We start from the raw sequence: 21131 nt of genomic DNA, 5'->3' as shown, positions 1-21131 counted from the left end.
GGCCGCAGCGTCCCAAACCGGGCCAGGCAGGCGGCTTCCACGGCGCGCTCGGCCTCCTTCGCCCGACTCCGCAAGGCGAACTCGTACCCAATCACTTCCCGATCATGACAATCGATCACCGCCGCCAGATGGGCCCAGCCGTCTTGCCGCAGGGAATATGCGTCACATCCATGGCCCACCGTTCGTTACTGCGACTGGCCCGACTGACCCAGCCCTGTACACGAGGACGTGGGGTAGTCACGCGTTGGTGCACGAACCACCTCTTCTGTTTCAGCACACGATAGACCGCTTTACGGTTCACGATCATCCCGCCCTGATATCGTAGCAACACCTGCAGGCGGCGATACCCGAACGTGGGATGCTGCTGGATCAGCTGGTGAAGCCGTTCGGTCCAGGGCGGCTCGGTTCTCCGCCCTCGTCGCTCCGGCCCGGCCGGCCGATGCAGCCCCGCTCGACTGACGCCGAGCACCTGACAACTTCGTCGTTCTGAGACACCCGAGACGGCGGCCGTCACGCGTCGGATGTCTTGCGGTCCAAAGGGTAGGGTTTCAAGGCCTCCCGTAAGATATCATTGTCGAGGACGAGATCCCCGATCTTCTGTTTCAGCTTCTGGATCTGCTCGTCCTTCACGGCCTCTTCGTCGCGTGGCCGACTCCGGAGCGCGTTCTCCGCGCCGAGCAGAAACTTCTCCCGCCAGTCCTCCACCTCGGCCACGGTCAACGCATGCTGGCGGGCGGCCTCGGCCACGGAGGTCTCGCCCTTCAGGATACTGACCACCAACGCCACGCGTCGCTTGGCCGTCCAGCGTTCAATGGGTTCTGAGAATTCGGATGTCATCGCCACCTCCTTGGTCCACTCAGGACCATGTCGTAGAGGTGGTCTCAAGTTCAAGGGGAGCAGGATAACGAGTCCGTGATCGTTACTGGTAGAACCTCAGATCGGTTCGTGCAAGCCTCTTATATTACGAATCCATCGTGTCACACTTTCTATTGCCCTCGGATTACTATAGCTGGCATGAAGAAAGCCGGGAGGTCGGAGCAACTGGATCTCAGCTCTATCGAATTTATGAGCTTTCATTACTTTCTCTTCCATAGAAGTCTTTTTGGAATCCTCTTCGACTTGATAAATATTCCACGATCCAGGGGGTACTGGCTCTGCGGTTACCTCTAGGAACGAATAGTATAAAGCCAGTTTAATCCCGAGAGGAAAAATCGCAAAGATCGAAGTAAAGACAAGAAAAGGGGCCAACATGATTCCTGGGATAAAAGTGATGATTCCTTCGAACACGTCAAAGATTCCTTTGCGTCCACCTATCCCGATAGATATAAGAACAGAAAGGTACGCCCACAAAAGAAGTGTCATAACTATCATCCAATCAACAATCTGAACTTGTTGCAGCGATGGGATGTTCATAGCAACGAAATAAGAGGCGGGTACCAGAGGAAAGAGAGCAATAGTTGCTACACCAGATAAGAAGGGAAGTCTAATCCAATTTATCAAGAAGAAGCCCATTCGCCGCAAGCTAGTGTCAATTCTATCGCCGAATTGAAGTAATGAAAGGTACCACCCAGATAGTAGAGCCAGAGGTCTTGTGCTAAACCAGCTCAAGAAGCTTCCACTCGCAATCAACCCCATCGCTTCATCTGCATGTGTACGTATAATAAATACCTTTTGGGGAGGGAGCTGAGGATAGGACATTAAATTTAATAGCCCTTCGGCATTCTTACTCCACATTTTAAACAGAAATAGGAGTAGGAACATCGGCCCTGTCAAAGCCACAATACACAGAACAAATGACGGCCGGTCTAATTCCCCTATTACATCGATTGGTGTAAAACAATTTAGGTAGTATCCGACGATCAAGCCGAGAGTGCAAAATAAGAGTAAAAGTCCTGTCTTCACTGACCCAGGAGGTAGGAAACCGAGCTCTCTTCGCGTCGCGTGCAAAAATGGTGTGGAGAGACAGATTACCCCACCTATTTTATCTGCCAGCCTCGTGTCCTTGAGGGCATACAACGCTACATTTCCACCATGACTGTGGCCTATGACTATGTGAACGTCCGCAGGACATTCGTCGATTACTGCATGCAGATGTTGGCGAAGCTTCTTTGCTGCTTTTTCACGAGCGTAAGGACTATTCAGCCCTGACCACCTGAAATTCAAACAGAGTCGAACACTCCCAGGAAAGCAAGATTGAAGAGATCGGCAGAGCAAGGAGTCTTTGTCTAACCATCCTGACCATCGCCCAAATGTCCCGTGCACCAGCGTTATGACTAGTCCCATACTGTCCTTACAGTTTGGTCTGTTGAGCGCTTTGAATGGTTGTTCGTTTTTCCCTACCAGCTCTGTCAAAGGAGCCTAGAATAGAATGTTACAAATCGCTTCATTAATTTGTGAAGTGGTTGTCAATCTGCCAGGCAGCGCATTGCTTGGGAGTATGGTTCCATGATTCATTCGACAGGAGAATAACTGGTGAGATAGCGATATGCAATACCACGGCCCCCCGTGCCCTGCTAGTGCCTCACATTCCCAAATGCGGTCAGGTCTCTCAATCGAACACTCCCTCAAAACGCTAGTGAAGCGCATTCCGACGAACCAGCGGACGGCATCAATGGACCAGCTGGCCATGCCATCCCTGCCAGCATGCCTGTTCCTCTTCCGCCATCATCCACGCCCTTTGCCGGCCTCAGCCGCATCATCGCATGGAGCGTCCTTAGCCACCCCAATTCTTCACTCACATCGAGCACGCTATCCCGATCATGAATATTGGTCAAGCCGGCGACAAGATCTCACGCGGGACTGCACTTGCTTCCCCTGCCCTCCCTTCCGCCTCCCCTGCGCTCTTCCTGCCGCTTCTTGATGTGTTTCGCTCCCTGTGATAGCGTCTACGTAGACGGCTATGCTCATGCGTTCCATGCACAACAGACTTCCCCGATTCGACCACATGCTTCGCGCATGGGCAGTCCTGTGGCTATTGGCCTTGCCGCTCTTCCACATCCATCCCGAGACGGATCCCCATCATGGCGAAGCCGGTCATATCCACGCGGCTGCCGTGCACACGGTCTTTTCGGCCGACCTTGAGGGCGAATTCGGGGATCATCTCAATGCCCATCACCATGCACCGGGCCAAGGATCGGGGCTGTCCCTCTCGGCGGAAACTCCACATGCTTGGCATGCTGACCCCGAACTGAGCTTCTCACTGCTCAACGATGCCACCGACCGCAAGCTCGTGAAGCCCCTGCTCACGCATCTGTTGTTCGTCGCCCAACACTTCCTGCCCCTGCCTGAGCGCCGTGACCCGGCGGTGGAACAGGACGATTCGACCGTGGTCGTCCCCCTTCTCGCTGCTGACATTCCTGCGCGCGCGCCGCCTGTGCCGCTCTTCGGCTAACTTTCATCCGTTCCGACACCCATATCCTGCTCGCAGTCGCACACCGGCTTGGGCCTCTCCCATTGACCGGTGTGGCCCGATTGCGACCGGAGGAGGCTCCCGATGATTGCTCGATTCGTCATATCCATGGTCTGCATGAGTTTGGCCATCGTCCCCTTCGCGGGCGGCCACGGCGCCTGGGCTGAAGCGCCTCGCACCGCCGCCTATTCCTTGCCGGATATTCTCGGTCTGGCCGTCCAGCACAATCCCACCTTGGCCGGTGCCGAAGGGTACGTCAAACAAAGCCAGGGGCAACAGATTGCGGCCGGTGCATACCCCAATCCTTCCATCACCGGCATTGCCGGGCGCGGTGCGATTCGAGACCCGAGTACCGGCACGCACGTAACCGAGCGAACATTTACCGTGGAACAACCTCTTGAGTGGACGGGCAAGCGCCAGGCCCGCCAGGAAGCGGCAGATGCCGGTCTGGCCGGGGCAAACGCCGCTCTGGATGACGCGCGCCTGTCGTTACTCGCCGATGTCAAAATCGCCTTCTATCACCTGCTGTTCGGTCAGCGGGATGTCGAACTGGCTGCCCAGAATGTCACCAATGTTGAAGAGGTCTTGCGAACGGTGCAGGCGCGCGTGTCGGCCGGCGAAGCGACTTCCTTCGATAGTGTAAAAGCCGGGGTCGAGGTGCAGAAGGCCAAAAAGGAGGTGGCCCGTGCAAACAATGCGTTGCTGGTCGCCAAAGCCAGGCTGAATACCCTCACCGCCGGTTCACTCGGGAAGGACTTTTCCATTCAAGGCGACTTTGACAAGCCGAGGCAGGGTCTCACCGCCGACGGACTGGTGTCTCAAGCAGTGGAGCGACATCCGGCCGTTCGGCGTGTGAGCAAACTCGCAGAACAGGCCGACCACACGTTGCGCTATGAGCGCGAGGCCCGCGTGCCCAATGTCAGCGTCATCGGAAGTTACCATCGCGAAGCGGGCGATGAATCCCTCACAGCCGGACTGGCCGTACCCTTGCCCCTCTGGTACCGGCGGCAGGGTGAAATTCAATCTGCCCTGGGCGCCAAACACCGCGCCGACGCAGAGCGGCTGCGGGCTCAGCAGGAATTGGAGCAGGCCATCACCCAACATGCCCAGGAAGTGCGCACGGCGCAGGAACAACTGGCTGTCTTCGAAACCGGGTTGCTGAAGCAGGCCGAGCAGACGCTGACAATGGCGCGCACGAGCTTCCGGCATGGCGCAGCCAGTCTCCTGGACGTGCTCGATGCGCAACGGGTGTATCGGCAAACGCAGCTCGAATATGCCCAGGTGCGGGCCGACCTCTCCATTGCGCTGGCCCGACTCGAACGCGCGTTGGGAACCTCATTGTGAACGCCGGCCATATTGCACAGATGATTGGAGCGCAGCGATGACTCGACGACGGACGACGATCGGCCTGCTGACCATACTACTGGGCCTGCTCCCAAGTTGCGGCGACCAGGGAACGCAGCCATCCAAACCTGCTCCGGCCACTGAAGCACCCGCGGCGGCCGGCAGCACCAAAGCGATTCACCCGCCGCAGGCAGTGCAGGCTCGCCTTCGTACCGAACCGGCCGCGCTCCGCGCCGTGCCCGAACTGATCACCGCACCCGGTGAAGTAGCGCTCGACCTCAAGCAGGTGGCGAAGATCACATCTCGCATCGGCGGCCAGGTGGAACAGATCCATGTGCAACTGGGAGATCGAGTCAAGAAGGGCCAAGCACTGGTGGCCATCGGCAGCCTGCAACTCGATCAGTTGATCGAAGAATACCTCGTTGGAAAAGCGCAAGCCGATGTGGCGGAGAACAGCTTTCGCCGAACCGAAAAACTGCGGGCCGACGATATCGTCACGGAGCGCAAACTGATCGAAGACAAGGGGCTCTATCTCGAAACGCAGGCGCGCTACCAGCACATCCGCGAACGACTGGCCAACATGGGGATTTCGACGGACGATTTGAAACAGGGCCCGCACGAGAAAAGCCATGTCTACACCCTGACCGCCCCGATCGCGGGCACCGTCGTCATTCAGAATGCGGTGCGCGGACAAGGAGTCGGTCCCGGTGATGAATTGTTTGAAGTCGTCGATACCAGCCGCGTCTGGGTCTTTGCCAACCTGCCGATCGAACAGGCTCGCCGATTCAAGGAAGGCGATTCCGGCACGATCACACCAAAGGGCGGCGACGCCATCGTGGCGCCACTCACCTACTTATCACCGGTCGCGGACGAAACCACCCGCACCATTCGCATCCGGTTTGAAGTTGCCAACGCCAAGGGCCAGTTGAAACCACGGGAGTATGTCGAGGTGGCTCTCGGCTGGTCGGGCCCGCCGGTGATCACCGTCCCCCTGAGCGCTATCACGACCATCGAGAAAACTCGCGGACTGTTTCTTGAAACCCCGGGCGGTTACGCGTTTGCGCCGATCGATGCAGGCCGCGAAGGCGGCGGGTGGGTGGAAATCCGGCGGGGCGTGAAGGAGGGCGACCGTATCGTCACCGACGGTGTGTTCGATCTGAAAAATGTGCTGCTGAAAGAACACATCGGATCGGGCGAATGAGGAGCGCATGCATCATCTACTGACATTTTCGCTCCGCTACCGGTTTTTTACCGTCGTGGCCATCGCCGTCGTCATTGCCTCCGGCCTCTGGTCGTTCGCGCATCTGACGATCGATGCGGTCCCCGACCTGACACCGGTACAAGTGCAAATTCTTACGCGCGCCCCGGCGCTGGGACCGGTCGAGGTGGAACAATTCGTGACGTTCCCCATCGAAGCTTCTCTGAACGGATTGCCGGCCTTACGCGAGCTGCGGTCCATCTCACGGTATGGCCTCTCTGCCGTCACGGCGATCTTCGACGATCGCACCGACATCTATCGAGCCAGGCAATTCGTCGCGGAACGGTTGGCGCAAGCCATGGAGCGTATCCCTGCTGAATATGGCCGCCCGATGATGGGGCCCCTCACGACCGGCCTGGGCGAGGTCTATCAATTCACGGTGAAAGGCGAGGGCTATAGTCCGATGGCCTTGCGGACACTCCTGCAATGGGACATCGGCATGAAATTACGCGCCGTGCCCGGCGTGGTCGAGGTCAACATCTGGGGAGGTGAGCCACAGCAATTCCACATCATCGTCGACCCCTCGAAGTTGTTATCGTTCAAATTGTCGATGAAGCAGGTGTTCGATGCCCTCCAACGCAACAATGCCATCGCCGGCGGCGGCTATATCGAACACCAGCGCGAACAATTGCTGATCCGCGGCGAGGCGCTGGCGACGCAGATCAGCGATCTGGCTCAAATCGTAGTGGCTCATGGTCCCGGCGGCGTGCCCATTTATATCGCCGACCTGGCTGAGGTGAAAGAAGGATCGGCGCTCAGGATCGGTGCCGCGACAGCCATGGGTGACGGCGAGACCGTGATCGGCATGGTGCAGATGCTCGCAGGAGAAAACGCCCAGGAGGTCGTGACTCGCGTCAAGGCACGAGTCCAGGACATTCAGGCCACGCTCCCCGCCGGGGTCACGATCGAACCTTACTACGACCGCACGATCTTCGTCTCAAAGGTCATGCAGACCGTGCGCAACAACCTGATCGAAGGTGGCCTGCTCGTCATTGCCGTGCTGTTTCTCTTTCTGGGCGACCTGCGCGCCGGCCTCATCGTGGCGTCCGCCATTCCCCTCGCCATGTTGATCGCCTTCATCGGCATGATGCAGGCCGGGCTCTCCGGGAATCTCATGAGTCTCGGGGCGATCGATTTCGGACTTCTGGTCGACGGCTCCGTGGTCATGATCGATAACATCCTCCGGCGAATGGCCGAGAAGCCGACACAGACCAAGGACGCACGCTTAGCCGAGGTGCTGGCCGCCGGTCAAGAAGTGCTGCGCCCCATGACCCTCGCGGTGACGATCATCATTCTGGTGTACGTCCCGATCCTGGCGCTGACCGGTATCGAGGGGAAAATGTTCCGCCCGATGGCCATCACAGTCATCATGGCCTTGACCGGTTCCCTGCTCCTCGCCTTAACGGTCACGCCCCTCTTGTCCTTCTGGTTTTTGCGGTCCCAACCAGGTGCAGACGCGACGGCTGTCATTCGTGGCCTGAGACGCGTCTATACGCCCTGGCTTCAACGGGCCGTGGCCCGCCCGATTTGGCCGGTATCCATAGCAGTTGGTCTGTTTGCCGTCAGCCTGCTGGCGGGAAGCCGATTAGGGATCGAATTCGTTCCACGATTGGAGGAAGGGGACCTGGCGGTGCAGGTGTGGCGCCTCCCGAGCATCTCGTTGAGCGAATCCGTCGCCACCGCATTGGATATCGAACGGGTCCTCAGGCGTTTTCCCGAAGTCACGCGCGTTGTCACACGCACCGGCAGCCCGGAAGTGGCCACCGATGTCATGGGCGTCGAAATGTCCGACGTCTTCGTCATCCTCAAGCCTCAACGCGACTGGGTCACCGCGCAGAGCCGCAACGAACTGATCGACGCGATGAAACGGCAGATCGTTGAACAGGTACCGGGGGTAGGGCTTGGATTCACCCAACCGATTGAAATGCGCTTCAATGAATTGATTGCCGGCGTGCGCTCAGATCTGGCGGTCAAAATCTTCGGCCCGGATCTCGATATCCTGAAACAGCAGGCCGAACGGGCGGCGCGCGCACTGGAACGCGTGCCAGGCGCGGCCGACGTCAAGGTCGAGCAGGTTGCCGGTCTCCCGTTGCTGCGCGTCATCGTCGACCGGGCGGAAATCGCCCGCTACGGGCTCACGGCCGACGAGGTGCTGACGCTGATTCAATCGGCCAGGGCCGGGACGGTCGTGGGAACTGTCGTGCAGGGGCCACGACGGTTCGAATTGGTTGTGCGGCTGGCGGAACGTGTCTCCCGCGATCCTGGCTCTCTGGGCAGCCTATTGATCCCGACCATGCATGGGGAACTCGTCCCGCTCTCACGTGTGACCAGCATCCTCGTCGATTCGGGACCCGCTCAGGTCAGTCGCGAACACGTGCAGCGACGAATTGTGGTCGAGACTAACATCCGCGGGCGTGATCTCGGCGGATTCGTGGCCGAGGCTCAGCGTGCCGTGGCTCAGGCGGTCACTCTGCCGCCCGGATATGAGCTGATCTGGGGCGGGCAATACGAACATCTGCAGGAAGCCGGGAAGCGGCTAGCCATGGTCGTGCCGGTGACACTCATGCTGATCCTGGGCATGTTATCCGTCATCTTCGGGACACTGCGGCCCGCCCTGCTCATTTTCCTCAATGTGCCGCTCGCCCTATCCGGCGGGATTCTGGCTTTGTGGCTGCGGGGATCGCCGCTCAGCATCTCGGCCATCATCGGGTTCATCGCCCTCTTCGGTATCGCCGTCCTGAACGCGGTCGTCCTGGTCAGCCATATCAGACGGTTGGAAGCAGAAGGCTGTTCCACGCAGGAAGCGGTCCTCCAAGGAGCAACGGATCGCTTGAGGCCGGTGTTGATGACCGCCCTGGTCGCGAGTTTGGGCTTTCTTCCCATGGCGTTGGCTACCAGCATGGGCGCGGAGGTCCAACGGCCGCTGGCTACGGTGGTCATTGGGGGACTGCTGACGTCGACAGCCCTGACCCTGCTGGTCATTCCGGCCTTGTATTCACGCCTGGTTTCGCGTGGTGAAGTCCGACCAGTTCGGGAAACGATTCCAGAAGAAGACACCCCCGTCAGGTCGTAACTCCCTGTAGCATCATGACAAATCGGCCCTGTTCCAACCGCAATGCCAGGCCGGTTCCGACTCTTTCCTGGACAGACTTTCATCCCGGCGGTAAGCTTCTTCTACGAGTCGAGGTGTCTGCACGGGAGTCCCTGCCTTGCGCGGCCCCTCCACCGAGACAGTAACCTGACATCTTCCCGAGGAGTAGTTATGGCGACCATCATGGTGATCGACGACGAACCTTCCATCCGCGGCCTGCTGCGGGAGGTCCTGGAACGATCAGGTCATACAGTTGTCGAAGCGAAGGATGGACGCGAAGCGTTGGATCTCTACCAGAAGCAGAAGGCCGATCTGCTCATCATGGACCTGCTGATGCCTGAGGTAGACGGATTGGAAGCGACCCTGCAGTTGACCCGCGAATACATGGATACCAAAATCATCGCCATGACCGGCGCCCAGGGGGATCGAAACTTCCTGGATATCGCCCGGCTCTTCGGCGCCCACCGGACGTTCGAAAAGCCTTTCGATCTGAAAGAAATGCTGAACGCCGTGGAGGCGGAACTGGCGCAGAAATAACCCTTCTCCCCGGTCTCCTCCGACGCTCCGTTCTCGGAACGTGCTCAGCGGGAAAAAATACTGGAAACCCTGTCGCCGATTCTGCCAGAATCGGCCGTGCAGCAGACCCCCACAGTCAGGCTCTCGTGCTGGTAACCCCGTCCCGCGTCAAACGTCTCTGGTATGCCTGGAGCATCTTCATCCTGCTCGTGGGTATCCTTCCCCTGCATAATTTCGTCGGCCATGCGCATTGGCAATATATCCGGTGGGTGCCGACGCCGGACCAGCTGAGTTCCCCGGCGATCCTGCTCGACCTCGGCATCGATGCCATCGCCAACATCCTGCTGTTCCTGCCCTTCGGCCTGCTCTATGCCCTTCGCGGACTGGACGGCAAACCCTTCTCTCCAGGCCACCTGATGCTCATGGCCTTCGCCCTGTCATTCAGTATCGAGTATTACCAGGTCTATTGTCACAATCGCAGCACGTCGCTCCTCGACCTGCTGGACAATGTTCTGGGTGCCTACATCGGAATGAAAGCGGGAGAGGCTTATATCAGGAGAACTATCGCTGCAGTGGCGGAACCCGCGGCCTGAGACTATTGCCAGCCTGTCGGATCGTATCCCCGGTCCCGCAAACACCGATCCACATAGTTCGTAAAGGCCGCGCTGGGAGGAGATCGTTTGAACAGCCCGCGCAGGAATCCCGCCGTTGCGCCACTGGCTGCGCCGACCATCGCGCCGCGTCCCGGGTGCCCAAGGATGGCCCCGCCCACCGCGCCGGCGGCAGAACCGACCGCGCCGCCGGCCACCGTCCCGGTCGCCGCCTGAGCCGTCTTCCCCTCGCTGGAAGAAGCCCCGGCCTCTTTCGCCAGAGCCATGCAATCCTGGATATCGGCCTGAGCCGCATCGGCACCGACCTGTTGGTAGTGTTCGTTGGGATACAGAATCGGTTTGTGCGCGGCGCAGCCGGCAAGCAAGAGACTCATGGCACAGAGACAAGAGATTTGCCTCATGGCACAGCCCTCCGATACACAGCCTACGCGAAACGAGCTGCAGCCCGGTCCGGCGGCTGCTGCGCTCAAAGCTACATCCGGCCGCCCAAGTCCTTGCGCTGCAGAGTTCGCATCATCATGGAATCGTTATAGGCCACCTCACTGAGCGCATCCATGATGTGAAGTCCTTTGGCGCCCACCAGCTCCTTGGCTTTGCTGTAGTTCTTCGCGCTGAATCGAGCGACCGCCGGTTGGCCGTTCACAATCTGGCAGGCCAGGACTTCACCGCCTGCCACATCCATAGTCCCCCCTTCTTCGACAAGCTTCTTCGCCTGCGGCACCGTAATCTGATGCAACTGCGCGAACTCCTCCAGTCCGCCGGTTTCCACCAGGCGCCCGTCGGGCATGATGCACAGCCGTTTGAAATGGGGCGACCAATCTTTCCGGAAATCGATGAACTTGATATCGCCCCCCTTGGCGACCGCGCGATCGAGCGTGCGGTAATCGAGCCCCAGATTTTTCTGCGCGAGTTTCGTTTTCAATTCCTCGGGCAGCGTCCGATAGAAGATTTCGCCGGCTGCATCCGCCAATGAGACGCCTCGCGCCCTGGCCCACTGTTCCGCCTCCGCGAACTGCATGAGATCCAGCACCCACGTCTGCTTCGGCGAGGCACCGGTTGGATCGATACGGCAGGCAAAGAGCCCGCGCGTGAGCAAGCCCCCCACCTGCGGATATACGTAGACGCCACCCTCGCTCAGCAACTGCGTCATCTGGTCCAGCGGCACATCGTAACTTTCCGACAGGATCTTCGCATGCGCCGGTATATTTTCCGGCAAGGTCATGGCGCAGGCGGTCACATTTCCCGGCGCATCGAATTCGGAGTAATCCTCGATCACGTTGTACAGAATCGGCGGCTTCGGCTTCTCGATCTTCTTTTTGATCTTGAACATAGTGAATTCGTTCCTCGTCTCCCGTCGTTCGTCTCTTGTTCAACCTGTGTTTTGTGCCGTCATCCATGCTGGAGATGGTAATAGGCCGGCAAGGTCAACAGCCGCCCGTCGTCTACGGGTCCACCGATCGTAAAATGATACAGCGATTGCAGCGCCAGGTCTTTGATCCCGACGATCTCATGCACCGGATCATCGAAAAAACAGCCGATGCCCGTCCCCCGCACACCTGCTGCTTCAGCCTCCAGGTACAGGACCTGTCCGACTAACCCTGCTTCCCAGAACAGGCGTGGATACCACCAGGATCCGCCCTTCCGCAAGCGCCCTTCGAATTCAGCCAACATGCCGAGTGAAAACGCGCTGTCGCCGGCAATGCCTTGGTGACAACTGACCTGTGCGGCCAGACGCTGCGCGTTGCCTTGCAGCAGCCAATACAAGGGAAGATCGTTCGGGCCGCCGGGCACTGGGGTCCACTCCAATTCAGGATTCATCGCCTGCTGCAGAAACGGCAGTTTTTTCGGATCGCGTGCCAGCACGTAGAGACCCGGCGTCAGACCCTCCACGCGGTGTACGAACAACAGCAGATGAATGGCCGGATCCCAGGGCAAAAGATCCCAGGGCATGGGCCGCTCCAGTTGCTGTTTCTCAGCCTCAGGCATCAACCGATGCAGGATTTGAAAAAAAGTGGCGCTGGAAATTGATGTGCGGCCGTCGAACGCCACGGCGCTGCGGCGTTGTCGGATGATCGTGGCGGCGGCGCTCGTTCGTGTGGCGTGACGCGTCCCAGATTGAACCATGGGGCTGGCGTGAAGCGAGACGATCGGGTGCTCCAGGCTGGTCTTCCAGGAGGCCTCCGCCGCCTCGTCGATGACGTCCCAGTGCACGCCATGCTCGCGGCTCAATTGATTGGCCCGGCCGTGCCATGGTCCCGCCGCCAGTTTTTTCACGGCCGTTTGATCCAAACACAGGGGTAGACTGAGAGCATCGGGCTTCACATCTGAACGAGGCCAGATCACTGCCAGACAATCGGGATGTTCCGGTTCGGCCTCGCCGAAGTCCTCCGCACGATGCGTGCCCAGAACCTGCGCGACCTGGTTTTGATCCACCCCATCCAGCAACACCATCGTCCAACCGAGCGTGGCCGCGGCCAGACGTGCGGAACCGAGGGCGTGGCCCACGTCGTGATTGCAATAACGAAAGGCCCGTTCGCCATACTTCCAGGCTTCCCGCCAATGGACGGAACTGAGGCCGAACAGAAATGCACCGGGCGGAAACGGCGCGAGCAACTGTGTGATGTGTGCGGGAGAAAAGTCTGCCCGTAGCTCCAGGCCATGCTCTTTCGCCGCGTAGTGATAGAGACCAGGGTGGAGATCTGAACCCTCGACCGGCGGCACAAGCACATACCCTTCCGTCGGATGCAGATTGCCGGACGAAGGATTGTTGCGTAGGGCCCACTCCGACTCCCCTGCCCGCTTCCAAGCCGAAAGCCCGAGCGCCAGTTCGAACAATCGTGACAGCGTCCGGGCGGTGAAGGGTTTCGGCGCCACGGCATCTGGCTGATACAGAGCATCATAAGACGGCGACCGTGGCTCGTCCTCTGGCTTGAGCAACGGCAAACGGATCAGCTGCGCCCCCTCGAAGCGCCGAAACGGATTCGGTTGGTTCGCCCAATCCAAGAACCCCAACGACTTCGCATACCGGTCGAAATGATGCTTGGTTCGAAGATGATAGGCGATCACGCGGTCGATCGGATCAGTCGAAGTCGGTTCGGCAGGCAGGCCGGAAGACGAGTGGTCGAACGTCATGCGGGCAGTCTAACGAGGCGGATGAAGGAAAGTAAACGCAGCGTTCCGTCTTAGCCCAGGAGCCGGGCGATCCCGAAGGCGGCAGCCGCGGCCAACCCGCCGACCAGCACAGTTTGGACCCCGCCACGCCAGGGCGGCACGCCGGTCAATCCGCTTTTCACGTAGCCGAAGACGAACAGTGCCACGGGAGTCACGGCCACCGACCACCACAGCGCCGTCACGATATCGTGAATCAGCATGTACGGCAGCAACGGAATCAGCCCCCCGATCACGTAGGAGAGCGCGATCGTCCAGGCACTCCACCGGGCGCGCGACGGATCCGGCTCTTCCAAGCCCAATTCAAACCGCATCATGAAATCGACCCACCGGCCGGGATTGGCTTGAAGGGAGGCGATCAGCGGCGCGATGTGTTCATCGCGCAATCCGTAACTGCGAAAAATCTCAGCCACCTCTTCGGCCTCCTTTTCGGGAATATGCTCGGTCTCCCGCAATTCCCGCGACCGTTCCGCCACATAATGTTCACTGTCGGTCTTGGCCGCAAGATAGCCGCCCAGTCCCATGGCGATCGAACCGGCGGCAATTTCCGCCAATCCCGCCGTGACGACCAGGGCGGACGAGGCCACCGCTCCGGACAATCCGGCAGCCAGGGCAAAGGGAACGGTCAACCCGTCGGCCATGCCGATCACGATATCACGCACCGTCGCCGTGGCCGTGAAATGTTTTTCCGCATGAAGCGCGTGAGGCATACCAGCTCTCCTTTTGAGTCAGGCTGCTGGTGTACGCGTCTTGCTCGCTCCGGTCAAGGAGGGACGAGTCCGCGCGTCATGAACTGCACAGGGATCCGTCGAGCTGGCTACGAACGACCGTCTGCGCTGGATGGTGAGGGATTCATAGAAACAGATACGTGGAGGGGTTCTGAAGAGACGTCTGATGGCCGGCGACGCATGCCGGAACCTGAAACGCGCCGCCGGCGGAATGCGCCGTGAGTTACGCGGCCATGGCCACGGGGCTGAACAATTTCACCGTATCCTGCAATTGGTCCAGCGCTTCCTGCAGCAACATCGGTCGATCATCGGCATTGAAACGGGTCGTCTGCAGCGCGGACGCATGAAACGAGACCTCTTGCGGAGCAACGGCCGGATGCAATTCGTTATGGTCGGCCACCACCCCGGCAAGGTGCACGATCGAGGCGTGGAGGGCATAGTCGCCCGCATCGTCGGGGCACAACTGATGACGGATGGCCTGCTCGATTTGCATCGGCATCCCCCAGGAGTGGATGAGCTCGGCGCCGACTTCCGTATAGTCGCACCCGAAATTCGACTGCTCGACTTCCGCCAACGGTTCCCCAAGGTTCCCGGCTTCGATCAAGGCCGATTGTGCCCGCTCGGGAATCGTCTGGTAGAGCACCAGGTGCCCGATGTCGCGGAGAAGGCCTTCGATGAAAAATCGTTCGCTCTCTTCAATGCCGCAGGCTTTGGCGATCTTCCCGGCCATCAAGGCGCACAGGACGCTTTTCCGCCAATAGGCGGAGAGATCCATGATCTGGACGGTCATGCCGCTGAAACTGCGGCCGACGGTCGTCGCCGTGACGAGATCGCGCACCGCCTGCATGCCGAGCAGATTCACCGCACGCGTCACCGTATCGACCTGCTTGGGAAAGCCGTAGAGGGGACTATTGACGATCTTGAGCATACGGGCCGAAATTCCCGGGTCCATTTTGAGGACTTTCGCCAGATCCTCCATGGTGGATTCAGGATTGTCGACGACATCGCGGACGCGAACATAGATCTCCGGCAGGGTAAAGACGTTGGAGCAGGATTGAACAAGTTCTTGCGCCGATGCCATGATGGACGATCCTCCTTGCGACGCGATGTGCGTGCGACCGTTGCAAAGCCCTCGGATATCTGTATCGGTTCCGGCCCATTATTTCTAAAGCCGGAGCGGAAGGATTGTAGGACGCTGACGGACGACAGGCTCCCGCAGTGGGGACATCGGGGATGGATGCGAGACGCGCAAGCAAGTGCGGATGCCGGACGGAGCCCATCAACGGATAATTCATCCGATATTCTAAGAGCTTGCGATGAGGAGCCAGAATGGGAGTGCAGGCCTGCGGAGCTGGGTCATGGCGCGTTGCCGGGCTTCCATTTGATACTACAGCCGATGCTCGGCTGTTGATCGCCTGGAACGATGGTTCCCTCCAGCACCGCATCGATTGCAGCGCGAAGGTCTCGACCGGTCACCGGCCTATTGCTGCCGGGACGGCTGTCATCCAGTCGGCCTCGATAGACGAGTCGGCGTTGCCCGTCAAACAGGTAGAAATCCGGCGTGCAGGCCGCGCGATAAGCCTTCGCGATCTCTTGCGTGGCATCGAAGCAGAACGGAAAGTGGAAGTCCACGCGCTGTGCCAGTTCTTTCAATCGATCCGGGGCGTCCTCAGGGTAGCCGGCGGGATCATTGCTGCTGATCGCGATGATGCCCAGACCGCTGCCCTCGTAATCCCGCCCCAACTGAGCCAACTGCTGTTCAATATGTTGCACGTAGGGACAATGGCGACAGATGAACATCACCAGCAAGGCAGCCTTCCCGGCGAAGGACTCCAGGCGATAGCACTGCCCGCTCGTCACATCGGGAAGCTCGAACGAAGGAGCCGTGCTCCCCAGCGGAAGCATGCACGATTCAACAGCCATCATGACCTCCCGAAGAATGAACCGGCAACACCCGGCACTACTCTACAGTCGACGTTCCCGTGACTCAAGCTTCGCCCGGCATTGACCTCCCTTCCGCGCACCCAGTATTCTGCAGCCACACGAAACAATCGACCTTCGAGAGGGATGAGGACTGCATGCGATTCGATGCCGCGCTGGCCGCTCAAGACACGTTACGGGAAGCCGAAGCTGAACTCGGTGCCGACTGGGACGAGGCCGTTGAACTGGAAGCGACATTTTCCTCCAATGCCGGCGCCACGGCGAGAGAGGCCTACGAGCAACTCCTTGCGCTGGCCGCCCGCCACCCCACCGCGCATCGCTTCCAGGCCTTCTGCATCTATATCACCTGGCAACAGGTCACGGAAGAAACCATTGCACGGCATTTTCAGACCGGCATGACACTCGCCGAAGCCTACCTTGCCTCGCCGGAGGGAAAAGACCCCCGGCACGTGAATCACGTCACGGAACTGCTGGAGTCATTTCGTACCGGATTAGGCTTAGACGAGGAAGACGACATCGTGGTGGAATTCCGAAAGGATACCCCCAAAGGCGGCGACTGACGTATGGCGTGAGACGTGAAACGTTCACCGCCTCGGATCGAAAATAACCGCATGGCTACTGTCCATACTTTCTGTCTCTTTTCACGATTCACCTTTCACGTCTAACGTTTCACGCACTCTATGGCTGAAAACGATAAACATCGCGCGCGCATTTTTCTCCACCGGGGCGATCTCGTCCAGGCACGGGCCGCCTGGGAATCCGCAGTCAAGGACGACCGCCTCACGGGCACACCACGCGAACTCTCCAACAGTCTCGGCAATCTCGGGAATACGCTGGCGCTGTCTGGTCAGTTCGACCAAGCCGACGCCTGCTATAAAGAGGTGCTGACCATTCAACGCGATGAGCGAGATCCGCACGCCATCGCGCACACCCTCGTGAATCTCGGCAACCTCTATATCGGCGCCGATCAGCCGGACAAGGCGCGTCCCTATTACCTCGAAGCACTCGACCTGTTGAAACCGTTGGACGACCATCGCGCGTTGGGCATTCTCTACCACAACCTGGCGATGGACGAAGCGCGGCAGCAGCACTGGGAGGAATCCGTTCGACTGTTCACCCAAGCCTTGGATGCCCATCGCATCGTCGGGAACGAGGAAGGGCTGGCCGGCACCTACAGCCAGATGGGAAAAATGTTCCTGGACAGTCGGCACTCAGTGGAAGCGGAACGGTGCTTCAACAATGCCACCGAACATTTCATCAAACTCGGTAATCCGGCCGGCGAGGCGGCGGTATTGCGGGAACTAGCCGACTTGTATGAGCAGCGACAGGACACCGTCGCGGCCATCCGTTGCGTGGAGCGCCTTCATCACCTGGCGCTGGGCACCGGCCGGGCACCCTCGGCTGCCGACCGCGATCGCCTCGCAAGACTGCGAGCAGCCCGTAGCTGAGCGAACAGGGGGGATGCTAGAATTCCGACCTTGTTTCTCCAGTCATCCCGACATCACAAGGAGCCTCATGGATATCAGTGCATTTCGTCAAATGGTGGAAAAGAACCCGAAGGGATTTCTCGGCCGTTATGGTTTGGGAAACAAGATCCTGCAGGAAGGCGGCAGCCTCGAAGAGGCGGCAGAGCACCTCACGGTCGCCACGCAGTTGGACCCCACGCACGTCGCCTCGCACCTCGCGCTGGGGCGCGCACTCGTGAAGCTGGGGAAAACAGAGGACGCCAAACCGGTCTTGAAGGCCGGGATCGATGCCGCGGTGTCCGGTCGATCGAATGGCGGTGTAGACCTCGTGCCGGAACTGCAACAACTCCTGCGAACGCTCGGGTAACCCGGAGTGGAGGACCTATGGATCTCGACACAGCCAGACAACGAATCGAATCCGCCATCACCCAGTACGGCCAGCACGCCGCCATGGCGATCGAATTGGTGATCAACGAAGTGCGTTCCGACATGGGGCGGGCTGCCGTAAACGAACTGATCGACGAGTTCGATTTGGAGCTCATGTACAACATCGCCCCGATGGAATCCGACTACTCAAACAGCTGATCGGCGGATGATGCTCTCGCGTACCACTCCCACGAGTAACTCCGACACGGCACCGAATAGGGTCACGGACGGTGCAGGTCCGCAGATATCTCGTCGATTGTCCAGCGAGCAGGATGCCAGATTGAGCATCACCACGGTGGCGCATGTCCATCCCCTGCCATGCCGCTGATTTGGTGTTCTATTTCAGGGCATGGCTACGGCCATGCGGCGCAGGTGGTGCCGGTCCTGAACGCCCTGGCGAAGCGAGTCCCGCACCTGAAGGCCCTCCTTCGAACATCCGTGCCTGCCACGTTCTTTGAACCCCGCCTGTCGCTGCCCTGGGAATTGAGTTCCGCCCAACAGGATGTCGGTTGTATCCAGAACGGGCCACTCACAATCGATGTTCCGGGAACGTGGGAGGCTCACCGGACACTCCACGCGGATTGGGAGCGGAAGATCGCCGCCGAGGCTGCTCTGATACGTGACGCCCGGCCAGCCGTGGTCCTCTCGGATATCTCCCATCTTGGAGTTGCCGCCGGGGCCGCGGCGAACGTCCCGACGATCGGGCTCTGTTCCCTCTCGTGGGACCTCGTGCTCGAACCATTCCTCGATCACGCACTATCTGATCAAGTCGCCATCCTGCGCCAGATCCGAGCCGCCTATGGCCAGGCTGACGCCTTCCTGCGGGTGGCTCCGGGCCTGGCCATCACGGCCTTTCGAAACCTGTATGACATCGGCCCCATCGCGGAGCCGAGCAGTCCTCAGCGCGCGCAACTGCGACGGTCCGTAGGCGCCGACGATGAAGACCGTCTGATCCTGGTCGGATTCGGCGGTATTCCACTCACCAATCCGCCGTTCGAACAGATGGACGCCATGCAATCCTGTCGCTTCCTCTTCGATGGCCCTGTTCCGAACGACTGCTCGCGAGTCGTGTCGCTCGCCGCCCTTGGCCTCCCGTTCAAACAGATCCTGGCTTCCGTGGACCTCGTGGTCACCAAGCCGGGGTACGGCACTATTGTCGAATCCGTCGCGCTCGGCATTCCCGTCGTCTACGTCCGCCGTTACAATTTCGCCGATGAGCAGTCGCTGGTGGATTATCTTCATCGATATGGACGTGGAGCGGAACTGTCGCGGGAGGATTTTCATCGTGGAGCATGGGAGCCCGCCCTCCGTCAGGCACTGGCGCAACCACCTGCGGCGCAACCACCGCCGCTGTCCGGAGCACAGGACGCCGCACAGTTTCTGGCCGGATACGTATAAGCGTCACCCCGGCGAGTCTCGACCTCTGCGCAAACTGACATCCGATTAGTCGTTTTTCCCGTACAGTGTTATAGTGGGCCCTATTCGGAATCACGGAGAGCTGCACGCATCTAGGCCCTGCATGGACGCTGCCCCGCGACACGCTGCATCATCGATCGATCCCAAGCTCCTGGCCCGCGTGGCCAAGGGCGATCAACAGGCATTCGGCCAACTCTACGACCAATCCAGCACATTGCTGTTTACGCTGGCGTATCGCATTCTCAGCAATCGCGACGAGGCGGCGGAGTTGCTCCAGGACGTGTACCTCGAAGTCTGGAGAAAAATTGCCAAGTACGATGTGGGGCGAGGCAGTCCCATCGCCTGGCTGGTCACCCTGACCCGTAGTCGCGCCATCGATCGGCTACGCGCACGCACCTCGCGTGGACAGCAGGTCGTGGCCGATTCGTTCGACCACCCCCTGGTGTCCGTCACGCCTGATGTCAGCCCGAACCCGTATGAAGCCCGTGAGGACACGGAAATCCGGCAGCTCATGGCGAAAGCGATTCTCGACCTACCGCTTCCGCAACAGCAGGCCATCGAAATGGCCTTTTACCAGGGCTTGACGCATACGGAGATCGCCGCCAAATTGAATCAACCATTGGGCACGGTGAAGACTCGAATCAAGCTGGCCATGACGAAACTCCGCGCGTCCTTGCAGGAGACGCTGCCGCAAGGTCACCACGCATGACCCACGAAGAATTGGAAGAAGCGGTTCCCCTTTACGCCATCGGCGCGTTGGAGCGTTCGGAGCGGCAGGCCATCGAAGCCCATCTGCTGTCCGGGTGCGCCGCCTGCCATGCGACCCTGAAAGACTATCAAACCGTCGCATCGCTCTTGCCGTTCGGGCTCACTCCCGCGACGCCCCCCAACACGCTCAAAGCCAAGATCATGATGGCGCCCGCGTCGACGTCGGGCCAGCCCGAAACGGAACAGCCAAGCCCACGATCCAGTCTGGAGCCGGGCGAATGGATGAACCACCTGTTTCCGCCTATCACGCCTGCCCGCTCGCTGCCCTTCCGGTTTGCCATGGGATTCGCCGCCGTAGCTTTGGTGGTGGGAGGCGGGTATGTCGCCTGGCTGTCATACACGCAAACCGCACAACGTTCGGGTGAAATCCAACAGCTGCAAGCGGCAGTACAACAGGGGTCCGCGCGAGTGGCCGCGTTACAAACGGAACTCCAACAACGCGACCAAACGCTCGGCTCCCTCAAGTCCGAACTGGGTCAACGCACTACCGAAGTGGCTGAACTGCGCGATCAGTTATTACAACGGGAAGCGGAGTTGGACGACGCGCATGCACAGTTGACGCAACACGACAGCGCGTTACAACGGCTTGCCCGCCAGAGCGAGGAGTTTGCCGGGCTGTTCAAGAATCCCGCTTCCAGAGTCGTCTCCCTGTCAGGATCCGAGATGGCGAAGTCGGCAGGCGCGTTCCTGCTGTTCGACCCGACCACTAAGAAGGCCTGGCTCTATGCGTTCAATCTGCCTGCGCTCCCGAGCGGAAAGGTTTATCAGCTCTGGGCCATCGACGACAAACCGGTGAGCGCGGGTGTGTTCGGATTGGATGCAGGCCAAAAAGCCCGCATGTTCATCAAAAACATGGGTGAGTTTCCACGCATGAAGAAATTCGCCGTCACCGTGGAGCCGGACGGCGGGCGTCCGGAGCCGACCGGGGCCATCTACTTGATCGGTCAAATCTAGCCGTCAGCCCATCCTTCCCGACAAACGTTCCACTG

22 protein-coding genes are annotated in these 21131 nt (G+C 59.6%); 13 read left to right on the top strand and 9 right to left on the bottom strand.

The annotated features are described in order from the left end of the window. Positions 1-115 precede the first annotated feature (115 nt). The 3 genes from JNL86_17345 to JNL86_17335 form a co-directional block, all read right to left on the bottom strand. Positions 116-469: an IS3 family transposase gene (locus JNL86_17345; protein MBL8044676.1), complete on the bottom strand. Its 354-nt coding sequence runs from the start codon at positions 467-469 to the stop codon at positions 116-118. Positions 470-510: 41 nt separating this feature from the next. Beyond that, a complete protein-coding gene (locus JNL86_17340; protein MBL8044675.1) occupies positions 511-837 on the bottom strand; it encodes a DUF1153 domain-containing protein in 327 nt (108 codons plus the stop codon). A gap of 96 nt (positions 838-933) precedes the next feature. Further along, the gene (locus tag JNL86_17335; protein ID MBL8044674.1) at positions 934-1635 is read right to left on the bottom strand and encodes a hypothetical protein; all 702 of its coding nucleotides are present in this window, start codon (positions 1633-1635) and stop codon (positions 934-936) included. A 1309-nt stretch (positions 1636-2944) separates the two neighbouring features. Here JNL86_17335 and JNL86_17330 point away from each other — a divergent pair. The 6 genes from JNL86_17330 (at position 2945) to JNL86_17305 (ending at position 10211) form a co-directional block, all read left to right on the top strand. Beyond that, positions 2945-3391, top strand: coding sequence for a hypothetical protein (locus JNL86_17330; protein MBL8044673.1), 447 nt, complete (start codon positions 2945-2947; stop codon positions 3389-3391). 102 nt (positions 3392-3493) lie between these two features. Then, complete coding sequence (locus JNL86_17325) at positions 3494-4753, top strand: TolC family protein (protein ID MBL8044672.1); 1260 nt, start codon at positions 3494-3496, stop codon at positions 4751-4753. A gap of 37 nt (positions 4754-4790) precedes the next feature. Then, positions 4791-5954 (top strand): efflux RND transporter periplasmic adaptor subunit, encoded by a 1164-nt coding sequence (locus JNL86_17320; GenBank protein MBL8044671.1) that lies wholly within the window; start codon positions 4791-4793, stop codon positions 5952-5954. Between the two features lie 7 nt (positions 5955-5961). After that, a complete protein-coding gene (locus tag JNL86_17315; protein MBL8044670.1) occupies positions 5962-9084 on the top strand; it encodes an efflux RND transporter permease subunit in 3123 nt (1040 codons plus the stop codon). Positions 9085-9273: 189 nt separating this feature from the next. Beyond that, positions 9274-9639 carry a response regulator gene (locus JNL86_17310; GenBank protein MBL8044669.1) on the top strand — a complete coding sequence of 122 codons (366 nt, stop codon included), beginning with the start codon at positions 9274-9276 and terminating at the stop codon, positions 9637-9639. Between the two features lie 125 nt (positions 9640-9764). Beyond that, positions 9765-10211, top strand: coding sequence for a VanZ family protein (locus JNL86_17305; GenBank protein MBL8044668.1), 447 nt, complete (start codon positions 9765-9767; stop codon positions 10209-10211). A 2-nt stretch (positions 10212-10213) separates the two neighbouring features. On the opposite strand, the gene JNL86_17300 is transcribed toward JNL86_17305, so the two are convergent. The 6 genes from JNL86_17300 to JNL86_17275 form a co-directional block, all read right to left on the bottom strand. After that, positions 10214-10630 carry a hypothetical protein gene (locus JNL86_17300; protein MBL8044667.1) on the bottom strand — a complete coding sequence of 139 codons (417 nt, stop codon included), beginning with the start codon at positions 10628-10630 and terminating at the stop codon, positions 10214-10216. Between the two features lie 71 nt (positions 10631-10701). Further along, positions 10702-11559: a hypothetical protein gene (locus JNL86_17295; protein ID MBL8044666.1), complete on the bottom strand. Its 858-nt coding sequence runs from the start codon at positions 11557-11559 to the stop codon at positions 10702-10704. 59 nt (positions 11560-11618) lie between these two features. Next, entirely contained in the window at positions 11619-13361 is a 1743-nt protein-coding gene (locus tag JNL86_17290; GenBank protein ID MBL8044665.1) for a SagB/ThcOx family dehydrogenase, read from the bottom strand. Between the two features lie 50 nt (positions 13362-13411). Beyond that, complete coding sequence (locus JNL86_17285) at positions 13412-14107, bottom strand: VIT1/CCC1 transporter family protein (GenBank protein ID MBL8044664.1); 696 nt, start codon at positions 14105-14107, stop codon at positions 13412-13414. A 241-nt stretch (positions 14108-14348) separates the two neighbouring features. Then, on the bottom strand, positions 14349-15206 hold the full coding sequence (locus JNL86_17280; protein MBL8044663.1) for an HDOD domain-containing protein: 858 nt from the start codon (positions 15204-15206) through the stop codon (positions 14349-14351). A gap of 275 nt (positions 15207-15481) precedes the next feature. Further along, positions 15482-16048: a thioredoxin family protein gene (locus JNL86_17275; protein ID MBL8044662.1), complete on the bottom strand. Its 567-nt coding sequence runs from the start codon at positions 16046-16048 to the stop codon at positions 15482-15484. Positions 16049-16203: 155 nt separating this feature from the next. On the opposite strand from JNL86_17275, the gene JNL86_17270 reads away from it, so the two are divergent. The 7 genes from JNL86_17270 to JNL86_17240 all read left to right on the top strand — a co-directional run bounded on the left by JNL86_17270 (position 16204) and on the right by JNL86_17240 (position 21096). Further along, entirely contained in the window at positions 16204-16626 is a 423-nt protein-coding gene (locus tag JNL86_17270; protein MBL8044661.1) for a hypothetical protein, read from the top strand. A gap of 120 nt (positions 16627-16746) precedes the next feature. Further along, complete coding sequence (locus tag JNL86_17265) at positions 16747-17514, top strand: tetratricopeptide repeat protein (protein ID MBL8044660.1); 768 nt, start codon at positions 16747-16749, stop codon at positions 17512-17514. 67 nt (positions 17515-17581) lie between these two features. Next, positions 17582-17899 carry a tetratricopeptide repeat protein gene (locus JNL86_17260; GenBank protein ID MBL8044659.1) on the top strand — a complete coding sequence of 106 codons (318 nt, stop codon included), beginning with the start codon at positions 17582-17584 and terminating at the stop codon, positions 17897-17899. 17 nt (positions 17900-17916) lie between these two features. Further along, positions 17917-18117: a hypothetical protein gene (locus JNL86_17255; GenBank protein ID MBL8044658.1), complete on the top strand. Its 201-nt coding sequence runs from the start codon at positions 17917-17919 to the stop codon at positions 18115-18117. A 159-nt stretch (positions 18118-18276) separates the two neighbouring features. Further along, a complete protein-coding gene (locus JNL86_17250; protein MBL8044657.1) occupies positions 18277-19356 on the top strand; it encodes a hypothetical protein in 1080 nt (359 codons plus the stop codon). Between the two features lie 121 nt (positions 19357-19477). Then, a complete protein-coding gene (locus tag JNL86_17245; protein MBL8044656.1) occupies positions 19478-20083 on the top strand; it encodes a sigma-70 family RNA polymerase sigma factor in 606 nt (201 codons plus the stop codon). Then, entirely contained in the window at positions 20080-21096 is a 1017-nt protein-coding gene (locus JNL86_17240; GenBank protein MBL8044655.1) for an anti-sigma factor, read from the top strand. Before JNL86_17245 ends, JNL86_17240 begins: the two co-directional genes overlap by 4 nt. Positions 21097-21131 lie beyond the last annotated feature (35 nt).

The sequence above is a fragment of the Nitrospira sp. genome (assembly GCA_016788885.1).
In the GTDB taxonomy this organism is placed as follows: domain Bacteria; phylum Nitrospirota; class Nitrospiria; order Nitrospirales; family Nitrospiraceae; genus Nitrospira_A.
This window is presented reverse-complemented; position numbering and strand designations above follow the sequence as displayed.